Here is a 15675-nt window from a genome sequence, read left to right on the forward strand (position 1 = left end):
AACATGGGAGATGGGCATGCGAAACTCAACCCGGTCCGGGGTCGATCCCTTCATCGTGATGGACGTGATGGAGGCCGCGCGCAAAGCCGAAGAAGCCGGTGAACACATCATTCACATGGAAGTCGGTCAACCCGGAACCGGAGCCCCAAAAGACGCAACCAAAGCGTTGGCGACAGCAATGCAGCACGGGCCTTTGGGGTATACGGTTGCCTTGGGTTTGCCTGCCTTGCGCCAACGGATCGCGCAGATGTATGGCGAATGGTACAACGTGGATTTGAACCCGGATCGTGTGGTGATTACGCCGGGGTCTTCTGGTGGGTTCCTTCTGGCGTTCACCGCGCTTTTTGACAGTGGCGACCGCGTCGGGATCGGTGCGCCGGGATACCCGTCATACCGCCAGATTCTGAAAGCGCTTGGTCTGGTTCCGGTTGACTTGCCCACTGCACCCGAAAACCGTTTGCAACCCGTGGCAGCCGATTTCGCGGGTCTTGATTTACAGGGTTTGATGGTCGCATCCCCTGCCAACCCGACCGGCACAATGCTGGATCGTGCGTCGATGGCTGCATTGATTGACGCAGCCCACGGGCAGGGCGCATCCTTCATAAGCGATGAGATTTACCACGGGCTCGAGTACGAGGCCAAAGCCGTCACTGCGCTAGAACTGACGGACGAGTGTTATGTCATCAATTCCTTCTCCAAGTATTTTTCGATGACGGGATGGCGCGTCGGATGGATGGTTGTACCCGAAGATCAGGTGCGTGTGGTCGAAAGGATCGCGCAGAACATGTTCATTTGCGCGCCGCATGCCAGCCAGGTTGCGGCGTTGGCGGCGATGGGGTGTGATGACGAATTGCAGGCCAATCTGGATGTTTACCGACGAAACCGGGCGCTGATGCTGGAAGGCCTGCCAAAGGCAGGCTTCGCAAACATAGCGCCACCGGACGGCGCGTTTTACGTCTACGCTGACGTGTCCGATCTGACAAATGACAGCCGGGCCTTTGCGGCCGAGATTTTGGACAAGGCGGGCGTGGCTGTTACACCGGGGTTGGATTTTGATCTACAACGTGGCCACACAACGCTGCGGTTTTCCTATGCCCGTTCAACCGACGACATCGCTGAGGGTCTGAAGCGCCTGGAACGGTTCATGGCCGATCGTCCCAGAATGGCCGTCAAAGCCTAAGGCGTTCACAACACGACGCTTGTGGGGTAGGCTGTTTTCCAAACGATCTCGGGAAAACTTGAGGCCATGAGCAGGATTATCTTCTCTATAGCGCTTGTATGGGCGCTTGCCAGTGCTGCAATCGCGCATGATTTCAGTGCTTTGGCGCGCGTTTTGCCGGACGAAAGCCGCGTAGTCGACGAAGACCGGGCCAAAGTTCGGGTCGAACTGGGTTTGACGCAGGGCGTTCCCTACCGAGTCTTTACCCTCACGGACCCATATCGCGTGGTCCTGGATTTCAAAGAGGTGGACTGGACTGGGCTGATCCATGATGACTTTTTGCGAACGGACCAGATAACGGACGTCCGTTTTGGGGCATACGTCCCTGGGTGGTCCCGCATGGTTTTGGAACTTGGTGCACCTATGGTGGTCGACACTGCGGATTTACGCGTTGATCAGGTGACCGGCGCTGCGCGGTTGGCCATTAATCTGAAAGGGGTCGAGCTCGAAAATTTCGCCGCCTCGTCGGGTGCTCCACGGCAACCGGGTTGGGATTTGCCAGAGCCGACCGTTCTGCCAGCGCAGCCAACTGACGGTCCGCAACCTTTGCGGGTCATGCTGGACCCCGGCCATGGTGGCATCGACCCTGGTGCCGAAGTCGATGGGCTGAACGAAAAAACGCTTATGCTGACCTTTGCACGGGAATTACGTGAGATGCTGTTACGGGCGGGCGGGTACGAGGTTGTCATGACACGGGTTGATGATCACTTTGTATCGCTCGAGCGTCGCATCGCCTTGGCGCACCGCGCGGGGGCAGACGTATTTATCTCGTTGCACGCAGATATTCTTTCAGAAGGGCGCGCGCACGGGGCGGCTGTCTATACGCTTTCAGATGACGCCTCGGACGTCGCCAGCCACAAATTGGCCGAGCGTCATGACCGCGGCGATTTGATTTCGGGAATCGACCTCAGCGGGGCTGATGATCAGGTGGCGGATGTGCTGTTGGATATGGCGCGTCAGGAAACAAAGCCGCGCACGGATGCGCTGGCGCGGTCGCTGGCCAATGGAATGACGCAACAAGGGGGGCCGATGAACAGCCATCCGATCCGGACAGCGTCCTTTTCAGTTTTGAAAGCGGCGGATATTCCTTCGGTTTTGATCGAACTTGGGTTTCTATCCAGCCAACGCGATCTCGAAAACATCAGGAATCCGGGCTGGCGTCAGGGCATGGCGCGCGGGATTCGTGACGGCTTGGAAAACTGGCGTCAGGAAGACTTGATCAGGCGATCACTGATTGGTCAGTGACCCGACGGCGCAAAACGGCTAATATAAGCTATCGTGTTTTGACCCCGCGCAGGGGCATAACTATATAGGCGGCACCGCGAGCAAAAGGCAGTAACGTGATCCGTTTCATTCTTTCGATTTTCGGGGCGATCTTCAGCCTCGTCACCTTGGGTTTCTTCATGGCCGCACTGGTGATTGGTGCGATCTTCTGGATGTATGGTCGGGATTTGCCCAGCCATGAATCACTGGCGCAATACAAGCCCCCTACGATCAGCCGGATTTACTCGGGCGAAGGCCTACTGATTGATGAATTCGCGCAGGAACGCCGCTTGTTCACCCCATCCGAGGAAATTCCCGATCTGGTGAAACAGGCGTTTATTTCCGCCGAGGACAAGAACTTTTACACCCATCAGGGCTATGACCCGCGCGGTATACTCGCGGCCGGTGTCGAAGCGGTTAAGTCCAAAGGGGAAAACGTCCGTGGTGCATCGACCATCACGCAGCAGGTCATGAAGAATTTCCTTTTGTCTGGCGATCGCCGTGCTGAGCGAAAAATCAAAGAGATCATCCTTGCAACGCGCCTTGAGGATACGCTGGATAAGGAACAAATCCTCGAACTCTACATGAACGAGATTTTCCTTGGCCAGAACTCTTACGGCGTGACGGCGGCGGCTCAGACCTATTTCAACAAAACCCTGCAAGAGCTGACCCCGCACGAAGCGGCCACGCTGGCTGCCATGCCAAAAGCACCCTCAGATTACCATCCGGTGCGCGAGAAAGAGCGTTTGTTGGCCCGTCGGGATTATGTGCTGCGCGAGATGAACCAGAACGGCTATATTGACAAAGCCACGTATGAGACTGAGGTCGCGCAACCGCTGCGCTCAGTCCAAAATGGCGACTTTGAAAGCTTTCGCACTGCTCTGCCACCGCGTGACTACTTTACCGACGAGATACGCCGCCAGTTGAGCGAGGACTTCGGCGAAGGTGAATTCTTTACGGGTGGTTTCACCGTTCGCGCATCGGTTGACGAAGAAATGCAGGTTGAGGCTGCCAAGGCTCTGCGGACCGCTTTGCAGAAATATGACCGCTCACGTGGTCGGTGGCGCGGCACGGACGAAGTGATCCCCGAGGAAAAGTTGGGGGATGAGGCCCAGTGGCGCGAGGCGCTGTCGGTTATGGAAATCCCGCGTGACGTAGTGTTGCCAACGCAATGGTATCCTGCTGTTGTGCTGAACGTGGCTGATCAGGCTTTGACCGTTGGCGTCGAAGGTGGCCCGGCGGATGGTATCGTTCCGCGCTCGGACATCCAGTGGATGCAGGGGAATTTCTTCGACAATTTCAAACGTGGTGATGTGATCCTCGTCATGGCCAGCGAAGACGGTCAGTGGTCTGCGCGTCAGGTACCCGAGGTACAGGGCGGCTTTGTCGCGATGGACGTGAACTCGGGCCGTGTTCTGGCGATGCAGGGTGGATTTTCGTACCAGGATTCGGTGTTTAACCGGGCCACTCAGGCGCAGCGCCAGCCGGGGTCCAGCTTCAAGCCGTTTGTCTATGCGGCGGCGCTGGACAGTGGCTATAGCCCGGCAACTATCGTCGTTGACGCACCGATTGAGGTCAACACACCGCAGGGTTTGTGGCGGCCCAAGAACTCGTCCAACAAGTTTTATGGCCCGACGCCTTTGCGAACCGGGATTGAGCAATCTCGGAACCTGATGACGATCCGTCTGGCCCAAGAGGTCACGATGCCGGTGGTCGCAGGCTATGCAGAGCGGTTCGGTGTATACGATCGAATGGGCGCGTTTCTGGCCAACTCGCTGGGGTCCGAAGAAACGACCCTGTACAAAATGGTTGCTGCCTACGCCATGTTCGCCAACGGAGGCGAGCGGGTCGAACCTACGCTTGTGGACCGTATTCAGGACCGGTTCGGAAAGACAATCTATCGCCATGATGACCGCCAATGTCTGGACTGTAATTCTGCGTGGCTTGAACCCGACGAGTCGCCCACGATCGAAACCGACCGTTGGCAGGTTATGGACGCGATCACAGCGTATCAGTTGACATCTATGATGAAGGGCGTGGTCGATCGCGGCACAGCTTCGGCCCATGTGAACCTGCCGGTGCCGACTGCTGGCAAGACCGGCACGACCAACGAATCCAAAGACGCATGGTTCATTGGCTTCACGTCCAACATCGTGGCCGGTTGCTATATCGGCTACGACCGTCCGCGCCCGATGGGGCGGGGGGCCTATGGCGGCACGATGTGCGGCCCGGTGTTCCAGAGCTTTATGGAGCATGCCGTCGAGAAATACGGCGGCGGTCCGTTTGACGTGCCGGAGGGCGGGCATTTCATCAAGATCGACCGCTTTAGCGGCGCGCGCCTTCCTGCGGATGCGGCCGGTGACTATGTTGTGGCCGAGTATTTCCGTGATGGCGTCGACGGCTTTATCGACCGCGTTTACGACGGTGGTTTTGCGATGGGCTCCGACCTGCCGTTGTTCGAAGAGGTCAACAGTTCGGGTCGTCAGGTCACCACGTCTACCGGAAACACGATCACCGTTGGACCCAATGCCAGCCAGGGCGAACTGCAGGGCGGCGGGCTTTACTGACCCACTTGCGCTTTCGGGGCTGCGCTGTCTTGTGGTGGCCCCAAGCTCTTGCTATCACGCAGGCCTGTTTGAGCAAGTTGGGACCTGACCATGCGCGCCGAAACCCAGAACATCGTGGCGGAAATCGAAAAGTCGCTAGAGCTGCTGGCGCAGCGCATGGACTATGAAACAGCGCCTCATCGTCTCGAGGAATTCAATGCGCGCGTTGAAGACCCGAACCTGTGGGACAACCCCGAGAACGCACAGAAGCTGATGCGCGAGCGTCAGATGCTGGTTGATGCGATTGAGACCTATGAAACCATCAAGACAGATCTCAGCGACAATATCGAGCTGATCGAACTGGGCGAGATGGAAGAGGATGACGAGGTCGTCGCCGATGCTGAAGGTGCGATCAAGGCGCTTGGCGAAAAGGCCGCCAAGAAAGAGCTGGAAGCTTTGCTGGACGGTGAGGCCGACAGCAATGACACGTTTCTTGAGATCAACTCGGGCGCAGGTGGAACCGAAAGCTGTGACTGGGCCTCGATGCTGGCGCGGATGTATGTGCGGTGGGCTGAAAAGAAGGGTTACACGGTCGAGCTGCAATCCGAGACAGCAGGTGAAGAGGCCGGGATCAAGTCGGCCGCTTACAAGATTTCCGGGCATAACGCCTATGGCTGGCTGAAATCGGAAAGTGGCGTGCACCGTTTGGTGCGTATCTCGCCCTATGACTCGGCGGCCAAACGGCACACATCATTTAGTTCGGTCTGGGTGTATCCGGTTGTTGATGACAATATCGAGATCGAAGTGAACCCGGCAGATATCCGTATCGACACGTACCGGTCTTCGGGCGCTGGTGGGCAGCACGTGAACACAACCGACTCAGCTGTTCGGATCACGCATATTCCCACGGGGATCGTTGTTACCAGTTCGGAAAAGTCTCAGCACCAGAACCGGGATATTGCTATGAAGGCGCTGAAATCGCGTCTGTATCAGCAGGAACTGGATCGTCGGAACGCAGATATCAACGCAGCCCATGAGGCCAAGGGGGATGCGGGTTGGGGTAACCAAATCCGATCCTACGTATTGCAGCCCTATCAGATGGTCAAAGACCTGCGAACCAATCATGAAACCTCGGACACTAAGGGTGTTCTTGATGGGGATCTGGATGGTTTTATGGCGGCGACACTTGCTTTGGATGTTGCAGGCAAAAGCCGATCGGAAGCGCAAGGCGATTGATCTTGGTCGGGGGCTCTGCCCCCGCCGCGCTTTGCGCGTCTCCCCCGGGATATTTAGGGCCAGATGAAGGGATCCGGTTGTACGGATTAAGCCCTGAAAAGATACATTGAAACTGTGGGTTTAATTGGCGAAGAGCCCCCGCTAGGCTGCGCATACGAGAGTATACGTGGACCAAAGGGATCAATGGATTTAAGTCAGGTAACTGCGACAGCGCTTTTGAATGAGATGGCCAAGGGTCATTTGTCTGTCGCGGATGTCATGCGCGCGACCTTGGACCGTATCGCGGCGCTCAATGGTCCGTTGAACGCGATTGTCGGTTTGCGCGACGAAGACGATCTGATGGCCGAAGCCAGAGCGTTGGACGAAGCACCTAGCAAAGGGGCACTGCATGGTTTGCCCATTGCGGTCAAGGATCTGGTCAATGTAGCGGGGGTTGTTTCGACACAGGGATCTCCTTTGTTTCGGGATCACGTGCCGGACAAGGACGATCTGATTGCGGCCCGGATGCGGGCTGCGGGGGCGATTTTGATCGGAAAGACCAACGTTCCTGAGTTCGGGTTGGGTTCGCACACGTTCAACCCGGTCTATGGCGCGACATGCAACCCATATGATGACACCAGAACATGCGGTGGCTCATCGGGCGGCGCAGCCGTTGCCTTGGCAACCGGAATGGTGGCATTGGCGGATGGGTCGGACGCGATGGGCAGCCTGCGAAACCCGGCCGCGTGGAACAATGTTTATGGGTTCAGGCCCAGTTGGGGGCGGGTGCCGGCAGAACCTGTAGGTGACGCGTTCTTACATCAGCTTTCAACCTTAGGTCCAATGGCGCGAAGTCCAGAGGATATAGGTCTGCTTTTGGATGTGATATCGGGCCCTGATCCAAGGCAACCTTTGAGCGTGGAAAGTACATCGGTGTCTCCTGTTTCAATCGCGGACCTAAAAGGTTTACGGATTGGCTGGCTTGGGGATTGGGCGGGGGCGTTTCCATATGAAATTGGGGTTGCCGACCTCTGTCTGTCCGCTGTTTCAGTTCTGGAAGACATGGGGGCGAATGTCGAAGCAGTAACGCCTGGTTTCGAAGCCGAACGTATCTGGGATAGCTGGACAACCCTGAGATCGTGGAGCGTTGCATCCAGCCTGGCGCCGCTGACGGAACACCGGTCTATGCTGAAAGACACAGCGCAGTGGGAGTTGGATCGCGGATTGGCTTTGACTGCGATGCAGGTCCATCGCGCCAGCGCTGAACGGACTGAGTGGTTCAGGCATGCGCTCACCCAATTCGAAAGCTACGACGCATTGATACTGCCGTCGGCCCAGGTATGGCCATTCGCGATAGAAACACCGTATCCGACCGAAATCGCGGATACAAAAATGGATACCTATCATCGCTGGATGCAGGTCATGACGCCGGTCAGCTTGATTGGGTTGCCATGCTTGTCGGTTCCGGTGGGCTTTGGTGATGACGGTCTACCGATGGGAATGCAGATATTCGGCCCGCGTGGCGCGGATGCGCGGCTTTTGTCGATTGGGGCCGCTTATCATGCTGCAACCCAGTGGCCGCAAAATAAACCTGCCCGGCCATAGGGCGGAATTAGGGAGGAATAACACAGAATGGAAAAGCCGTTTGGTGTTCCGAAAATGGGTCCAGCAACGACAGACATGCTGCGCGAGGCGTTGCGCAAGGCGTGGGCCGACTATCGGCGCGCGCCTGTCTTTGGACTGCTGTTTGCCGGGTTTTACGTTTTGGCTGGTTGGGCAATGGCCTTGGTTACGGTGCAAACCCAGACATCCTACTGGCTTGTGCTTGCAGCCATCGGATTTCCGTTGCTGGGCCCTTTTGCTGCCGTCGGACTTTATGAGGTGTCTCATCGGCTGGAACAAGGAGAGCCGCTGGCCTATCGGTCGATTTTCGGAGTTGTCGTGCAGCAGGGACGCCGTCAGTTGCCCTCGATTTGCGCCATAATTGTCGTGGTGTTCCTGTTCTGGTTTTTTCTGGGGCACATGATTTTCGCGCTGTTCATGGGGCTGTCCACTATGACGAACGTGTCAACCTCACTCGAGGTATACATGACGGCCAACGGGCTAATGATGCTGGCCGTTGGGACTGTGGTCGGGGCCATTTTCGCCACGCTTTTGTACATGATTACGGTGTTGTCGATCCCGATGCTTTTGGATCGAGAGCTTGATTTCGTAACCGCCATGATCGCCAGCTACAGTTATGTAAGTGCGAATCTGCCTGTCATGCTGGTGTGGGGGATGTTTGTGGCCGTTGTCACCTTTCTCGCAATGATCCCGTGGTTTTTGGGTCTATTGGTTGTGCTTCCATTACTGGGCCACGCAAGTTGGCATCTTTATCGCCAAATTACCCAAGCTGAAGCCGAAACATAGTCGGCAAACCCAAGGGTTGTTTGCAGTCAGATCGCTGCTTTGACAGCGACGGCCTCTGCATGTCGCGCGGCGCGGGCAGCAGCAAGTGCACCGGCCGGTTTCGTACCAAGATAACGTAAGTTCAATCGACGCATTGTCGTCGCGTTTGCCGTGGTCTTTGACAGGCAGATGGCGACTCCACGCCACCTGTCAAGTTGTTCATCGGCGTCACGGCTCATCAGGTAGATTTTGCTATTCTGGGCCGCACGACTGGACATCAGAATGTAAATCTGATGCCCGGCGCATGCGGCAATGCCCTGAACTTCGCGGGCTTGCGGTGAGTTCAACGCGTCGTTGGTCGGGGGTTCAAAACTGCGGACCATCGTGCACTGCGGCAAACGGCGTGCATGGAGCACTCTGTGACGTGCGGGTTGTGAATTGTCCAGTGCTGTCTCAGACACATAATAGAACCCTGCTGGCAGAAGATTTTCATTCAGCGTTTTTGGTCCTGATCCCAGAAAATCAGTGAGCGCCATTGCGGCCGGGTGAGGGGCAGGGCGATCGATTTCATGTAACGGGCGCAGAAGAATACGTGCGTCTACGTCAAAAAAGCGACAGATACGGTCCAATACGTCCGGCCGCGGAAAGCTCTCACCGCTCAGATATCTGTTGAATTGTGTCCGGTTGATACCAAGCTGGCGGCAGAGTTCTGAGATTGAGGGGTACTGCTGAGAAAGTAGACGCAAATTTGCGCCGAACACTTTGCGCAATTCAGTTGGGTTGCGGCTGTTATTGTTCATTTCCGTCCCGGTTACTTGGTGTTTTTTTTGTAAACCCAGTTTGCCCGACCGATTGGTCGACCACTTTCAAGCAATCGTAACGAAGACCCTAACTGACGCATCCCAACGCCAAGTTACGCGCCGAGGCTAGCGTTCCAAAACGCAAACGCAATAGGCATTTGACTATTTTGTCTAAAAATTCCGAGGTTTTATGACGGAAAGAAACCCCAGAGTGAGTTTAATCTCGTAAAAACAGATACATGAATTTGTAGCCCCGCAGCTGTCGTTTTTTGTGTTGCGGGGCCACTATGTTCAATCTCCGCGCAAAAGCGCGGCAACGCCGGTTCGCGCGATCTCGACCAAGCCCAGCGGACGCATCAGGTCGGCAAAAGCGTCGATCTTGTCAGGCGCTCCGGTGATTTCAAAAATGAAGGAGTTCAGCGTGCTATCGACGACATTTGCGCGAAAGATATCTGCCAGCCGCAGGGCTTCGACCCGCTTGTCACCTTCACCTACGACTTTGATGATCGCCAGCTCCCGTTCGACCGAGGATCCTTCGACTGTCAAATCATGCACATCGCGGACGGAGACAATACGCCCTAGCTGGGCTTTGATCTGTTCGATAACTTGGGGTGTACCTGTGGTGACGATAGTGATCCGGCTCAGGTGACCGGTATGGTCGACTTCGGCAACGGTCAGGCTTTCGATATTGTATCCACGGCCCGAGAACAGGCCAATAACACGAGCCAGAACACCCGGTTCGTTTTCGACCAGAACCGCGATCGTGTGCCGTTCCTGCAGATCCGAGAAGGTGGGCCGTAGGTTATAGGCCGAATGGCGGGTAGAGCCTTGTTTGATATGTAGGGCAGACATTTATGTCCCTTTCATCATCCTGCGTAAGTCGGACACCGGAGCGCCCGACAAAATTCGACGAATTTTGTTAAACCAGAACCGAACCTTTGGAGTCGATAACGCCCTGCGTTTCGGCCTCACCCAGCAGCATCTCGTTGTGCGCCTTGCCTGACGGAATCATGGGGAAGCAGTTTTCGTGCTTTTCGACCAGACAGTCAAAGATCACCGGACCGTCATAATTGATCATTTCCATGATCGCGTCGTCCAGATCGGCCGGATCGGAACAAAGGATGCCCTTCGCGCCAAATGCCTCGGCGAGCTTGACGAAATCCGGCAACGCCTCGGACCAGGAATGTGAGTAACGTTCGCCATGCAGCAGTTCCTGCCATTGGCGGACCATGCCCAGACGTTCGTTATTGAGGATGAACTGTTTTACAGGCAGGCGGTACTGCGTCGCTGTACCCATCTCCTGCATGTTCATCAGCCACGAAGCTTCACCCGCCACGTTGATCACCAAGGCATCTGGGTGAGCCATCTGAACACCGATGGACGCCGGGAAGCCGTAGCCCATTGTGCCCAAACCCCCCGATGTCATCCAGCGGTTGGGGTCTTCAAAGCCCAAGTACTGCGCTGCCCACATCTGGTGCTGACCAACTTCGGTCGTGATGTACCGGTCGTGGTTCTTGGTCAATTCCTCAAGACGTTGAAGCGCGTATTGCGGTTTGATTGACTTTTCGCTGTTGGTATAGGCGAGGCAGTTGATTTTGCGCCACTCATTGATTTGACCTTGCCACTGCGCGACTGAGGCTGCGTCAGTTTTTCGACCACGCGCTTTCCAGACTTTCAGCACATCTTCAAGAACATGTGCAACATCGCCGACAATGGGTATATCGACCCGGATCACCTTGTTGATCGACGAGGGATCGATGTCGATATGCGCCTTTTTCGAGTTGGGTGAGAATGCGTCGATGCGACCGGTGATGCGGTCGTCGAAGCGTGCGCCGATATTGATCATCAGATCGCAGTCGTGCATCGCAAGGTTGGCCTCGTAAAGACCGTGCATACCCAGCATACCCAGCCAGTTCTCTCCCGACGCGGGATATGCGCCCAGCCCCATCAGCGTTGAGGTGATTGGAAAGCCTGTCGCGTCGACCAGCTCGCGCAGCAATTGGCTGGCGGCAGGGCCAGAGTTGATGACGCCACCGCCTGTATAGAAAACAGGTTTCTTAGCGGTCTCCATCGCCGCAACAAGTTCGGTGATCTCTTCCAGATCTCCCTTCAGAACGGGCTGGTAATGCGAAGTCGAAGGTTTCGGCGGGCTGTATTCACCAGAGGCGAACTGAACGTCTTTTGGGATGTCGATCAGCACCGGGCCGGGGCGGCCCGAGGTGGCGACATGAAATGCCTCGTGCAGTGTTTCGGACAGTGCATCGGTATCCTTCACCAGCCAGTTATGCTTGGTGCAGGGGCGCGTGATGCCGACGGTGTCAGCCTCCTGAAATGCGTCCGAGCCAATCATGAATGTCGGTACCTGACCGGTCAGAACAACCAGCGGGATCGAATCCAGCAAAGCGTCTGTCAAACCGGTGACCGCGTTCGTGGCCCCCGGGCCCGATGTCACCAGCGCAACGCCGGGTTTGCCTGTCGACCTGGCATACCCTTCGGCGGCGTGAACTGCGCCCTGTTCGTGCCGCACCAGAATGTGGCGAATGTCGTTTTGCAGAAAAATCTCATCATAGATGGGTAGCACGGCGCCGCCGGGATATCCGAATACCGTGTCCACGCCCTGATCCTTGAGGGCCTGAACCACCATCTTTGCGCCGGTCATCTCACGTGTCATCTGCTTTGCTCCGTTCGCGACATGTGTCTTGCGTTTGCCAAAAAAAAGCCCCCGAGGTTTTCGGAGGCGCATGGGTTCAATTATGGTTTACCGTTACCGGCCCATGCGCGTCTTTCCTACGATTACGACTAGCGTTCTCATCGCCAGAGGCTCCTTTTTTTCGTGAGGGGACATTATGTGCGGGCGATGAGGCCGTCAACAGGCAATCGCACCAATTTTCTATCCTCAGTGACGAATTTTGCGACATTTTATTGCGCAGATTGACGCATCACGGGAATTTTCGTGAATGTGAGCGTTTTCTTGCGTGGATTCGCGCGTTTTCCAATCAGTCAGAAAGCGTCATTGCGGTGTCTTAAACGGGCATGATCCCTTGTCAGAGCTGAGTCACGCTGGTCTGGACCTTTCAGTAATGTTGAGGTGGTTCATGCTGCACGATCTTGTGGATCTGGGCCGATACCCGATCGATTGCCCAGGCTCGCGCGCTTATGATCAATTGATCCGCGATTTACGGCGCGAACTGGATCAGGACGGATGTGCTGTTTTGCCAGGCTTTGTTCACGCGCAGGGTGTCGCGATGCTGTTGGACGAGGCTGACGCGCAGGCTGCGAAAGCACATCGGTCTTTCAACCGAACCAATGCATATTTTACGCAGGACGATCCCAGTTTACCGCTTTCGCATCCTGTCAGGAGTTTTTTCGACAGGTCGAATGCGTTCATCCCAGCAGACAACTTTTCGGAATCCGGGCCGTTGAGGCGGATTTATGAGTTTGAGGGTTTTTTGCCATTCATCCGCGATGCCTTGAATGAGCCAGAGGACAAATTCTTTCGATACGACGATCCGCTGGCTGATGTGATTGTAAACATGGTTGAAGGCGGTCAAGGGTTCCCATGGCACTTTGATACCAACAACTTCACCGTGACGCTGGCCATTCAGAACAGCGAAGAAGGCGGAGCGTTTGAATATGTACCGAACCTGCGCGACGCGCGGGAAGAGAATTTTGATGCGGTGGCGTCTGTTTTGGCTGGCAATCGCGCGCGGGTTCGGCAGTTGGAATTGCAGCCGGGCGACCTGCAGATATTCAAAGGGCGATATTCCCTGCATCGTGTGGCACCGGTCAGCGGACCACGGCGTCGATACGTCGGCATTTTCTCATTCGTCGAGGCCGAGGGCATGTGCGGCGGTGTTGAGCGAACGCGGCAACTATATGGTCGGGTTTTGCCGCATCATTATGCGAAGGAAGGGATACGAGCAGACAATCTGTTGGATTGACAGGCGGGAAGGGTGAAAGCGCTCCCGCCCGTTGTCGACACGCCTTTGGCGCGTCTTCGCCGGTTGGGCCGGGCAGCGCTGCGCGCTGCGGGTCAAAACCCGGGGCTGGTACCTTGCAGAACCCCATGCTCCAGAGCGTAGCGCGTCAGGCCCGCCGTTGATGAGATCCCCAGTTTGCGTTTGATGTTCTTGCGATGTGTTTCCACGGTGCGAACCGAGATATCCAACGTTTGCGCGACCTCTTTGTTGGACTTTCCCTGTGCCAGTTCCAAAAGGATGGTCTGCTCTCGCCCCGTTAGCGCTTCGCGGGTGCTGTCGCCCTTGGGTTCGAGTGAACCACTGGCACCAGTGCACAGGTATTGCCCGCCCTGCATGACGACATCTATGGCTTGCTTGATTTCGTCAGTGGGCACGTCCTTGAGGACATACCCTTTGGCGCCGTGGCTGAGCGCGGTCGAGATATACTCGGGGCTGTCATGCATCGACAGGATCAGGATGCGCGTCTCGGGCAGGCGTTCGAGAATTATCTCTGTCGCGCTTAGCCCACCAAGACCCGGCATGTTCAAGTCCATCAGGATGACGTCAGGCGCCAACGTTGCCGCCTGATCGACAGCGTCCTGACCGCTACCAAGCGTTCCAACCACCGTGATCTCGTCATAGCTTTCCAGGATCGACTGAATGCCTTCGGCAACCATTGGATGGTCGTCGACGATCAGAACCCGGATCGTGCGATCGCTCATGTACCGGCCTTTCGATTTGGGGTCGCTTCTTCTTGTGGTGGCAGCAGATGGCTGAGTGGCAAGCCAACTTCGATCGCCGTTCCACTTCGCGATGACAGGATGCGCAACGAGCCGTCAAGCTGTTCGATCCGCTCTTGCATGTTGCGCAGACCGATTCCGGTGCTTGTCTGGTCTGGACCGCTGCGCAAGCCGCGACCGTTATCGGTGATCCGCATCGTTGCGCCTTTTTTGTGGCCGCGCAAATCAATTGTGACGTGGGTCGCGCCCGAGTGACGTTCTATGTTGGTCAACGCTTCCTGCGCGATCCGGTACAACGCGATTTTGCTGTCCTGATCCAAGCGGTTACGGAAAACGACGGTCGAAAACTCGGTTTCGATGCCGGTACGGTCGCGAAAATCATCTGTCAGCGCCTTAAGGGCAGGGCCAAGGCCCAGATCGTCCAACACGCCGGGGCGCAGATCGCGGCTGATGCGTCTGACTTCGGTAATGGCGGTGCCAAGATGGTCAATCCCTTTGTTCAGCGGTTCGCGCGCGCCGCCATCGTCGCCGCGTGACAGGCGGCGTCTGGCGTTATCCAATGCGTACCGAACGCCGACCAGTATCTGGCTGATCCCATCATGGAGTTCGCGCGCAACGCGGCCGCGCTCTTCTTCCTGCGCGTCAAAGACGCGTTGGGTCAGCTCTTTCAGTTTGGCATCGGCCAACCGCCGTTCGCGGAAGTTCAGCAGCATGCCAGAGGCGAACACAATCAAAACGGCTGCCAGAACGATACCGCCGATATACATGAAGGTACGTTGAACGCGCGCCTCGACCTCGGCCCGTGCGTTCGCGACAGTGGCCACGATGTCGTCAATAAACACGCCTGTTCCCACGGCCCAACGCCAATCCTGCAGGCCGACGACGTACGCGATCATCTGCGCCTCTTCACCGGTCGACGGTTTTTGCCACATAAAGCTGTGCCACCCGGCACCTTGCCGGGCGAGGCGAATGAACTCATCCACGACCGGAGTACCGTCGCTATCGGTCAGGCCTTCCCAGTTGCGGTTGATAAACTGTGTCTGGCGCGGGCTGACGAGGTTGTTTCCGTCGTAGTCGTAGACAAAAAAGAAACCGTCTTTGCCGTAGATCATCGCTGACAGGATTTGAGTGACGAGGTTTTGTGCCACTTTATCGTCAGGGGATGCGCGGCCGTAAATATACGCAAACCCGTTGCGGGCCTGCGTTACGTAATTTTTTAGCTCTTCTTTTTTCGCTTCGATCAGGCGGCCTTCCAGAGCGCGAATTTCCCGTTCGGCAGTTGCCCGCGCTTCATAGGTTACAAACACCGCAATCGCGGCCACAGCAGCCACCATCGGGATGGCAGCGACAAGCGACAGCTTCTGGCCGTAGGTCAACGAGATGATGTTGCGGATTCCCCTCATGGTCGAATCGATACGCAAGCGCGCAGGAAAATGCAAAATTTTTGGGCTGGATACCCAAAGCGTGATGTTTTCCGAGCCAGTTTTAATGTAACAAACGCGATTTTAGCGCTAACGGCCGCCAAAAAACCCATCCGGCTACGTA

12 protein-coding genes are annotated in these 15675 nt (G+C 56.3%); 7 read left to right on the top strand and 5 right to left on the bottom strand.

Annotated features, from left to right (window positions below; genetic code table 11):
* Window positions 1-16 precede the first annotated feature (16 nt).
* The 6 genes from ACR0BD_RS05755 (at window position 17) to ACR0BD_RS05780 (ending at window position 8652) form a co-directional block, all read left to right on the top strand.
* Complete coding sequence (locus ACR0BD_RS05755; RefSeq protein WP_480829334.1) at window positions 17-1180, top strand: pyridoxal phosphate-dependent aminotransferase; 1164 nt, start codon at window positions 17-19, stop codon at window positions 1178-1180.
* Between the two features lie 66 nt (window positions 1181-1246).
* On the top strand, window positions 1247-2464 hold the full coding sequence (locus ACR0BD_RS05760; protein WP_480829335.1) for an N-acetylmuramoyl-L-alanine amidase: 1218 nt from the start codon (window positions 1247-1249) through the stop codon (window positions 2462-2464).
* 95 nt (window positions 2465-2559) lie between these two features.
* A complete protein-coding gene (locus tag ACR0BD_RS05765) occupies window positions 2560-5049 on the top strand; it encodes a penicillin-binding protein 1A (protein WP_480829336.1) in 2490 nt (829 codons plus the stop codon).
* 90 nt (window positions 5050-5139) lie between these two features.
* Complete coding sequence (gene prfB, locus ACR0BD_RS05770; protein ID WP_170752641.1) at window positions 5140-6264, top strand: peptide chain release factor 2; 1125 nt, start codon at window positions 5140-5142, stop codon at window positions 6262-6264.
* 183 nt (window positions 6265-6447) lie between these two features.
* Window positions 6448-7848: an amidase gene (locus ACR0BD_RS05775; RefSeq protein WP_480829337.1), complete on the top strand. Its 1401-nt coding sequence runs from the start codon at window positions 6448-6450 to the stop codon at window positions 7846-7848.
* A 27-nt stretch (window positions 7849-7875) separates the two neighbouring features.
* Entirely contained in the window at window positions 7876-8652 is a 777-nt protein-coding gene (locus tag ACR0BD_RS05780; protein WP_480829338.1) for a DUF2189 domain-containing protein, read from the top strand.
* A 26-nt stretch (window positions 8653-8678) separates the two neighbouring features.
* Here the strand turns inward: ACR0BD_RS05780 and ACR0BD_RS05785 are convergent, their stop codons facing one another.
* From ACR0BD_RS05785 to ACR0BD_RS05795, 3 genes are all read right to left on the bottom strand, one after another.
* The gene (locus ACR0BD_RS05785) at window positions 8679-9431 is read right to left on the bottom strand and encodes a helix-turn-helix domain-containing protein (RefSeq protein ID WP_480829339.1); all 753 of its coding nucleotides are present in this window, start codon (window positions 9429-9431) and stop codon (window positions 8679-8681) included.
* Window positions 9432-9722: 291 nt separating this feature from the next.
* Complete coding sequence (gene ilvN, locus ACR0BD_RS05790) at window positions 9723-10283, bottom strand: acetolactate synthase small subunit (RefSeq protein ID WP_480829341.1); 561 nt, start codon at window positions 10281-10283, stop codon at window positions 9723-9725.
* Between the two features lie 67 nt (window positions 10284-10350).
* Window positions 10351-12102 (bottom strand): acetolactate synthase 3 large subunit, encoded by a 1752-nt coding sequence (locus ACR0BD_RS05795; RefSeq protein WP_480829342.1) that lies wholly within the window; start codon window positions 12100-12102, stop codon window positions 10351-10353.
* 424 nt (window positions 12103-12526) lie between these two features.
* Between ACR0BD_RS05795 and ACR0BD_RS05800 the strand changes: the two genes are divergently transcribed.
* A complete protein-coding gene (locus ACR0BD_RS05800) occupies window positions 12527-13372 on the top strand; it encodes a HalD/BesD family halogenase (protein WP_480829343.1) in 846 nt (281 codons plus the stop codon).
* Between the two features lie 92 nt (window positions 13373-13464).
* Here the strand turns inward: ACR0BD_RS05800 and ACR0BD_RS05805 are convergent, their stop codons facing one another.
* On the bottom strand, window positions 13465-14112 hold the full coding sequence (locus tag ACR0BD_RS05805) for a response regulator transcription factor (RefSeq protein ID WP_480693956.1): 648 nt from the start codon (window positions 14110-14112) through the stop codon (window positions 13465-13467).
* A complete protein-coding gene (locus ACR0BD_RS05810) occupies window positions 14109-15533 on the bottom strand; it encodes a cache domain-containing protein (RefSeq protein WP_480829344.1) in 1425 nt (474 codons plus the stop codon). The genes ACR0BD_RS05805 and ACR0BD_RS05810 overlap by 4 nt, the downstream gene beginning before the upstream one ends.
* Window positions 15534-15675: the final 142 nt, after the last annotated feature.

This window comes from Ruegeria sp. G5, from assembly GCF_056533365.1.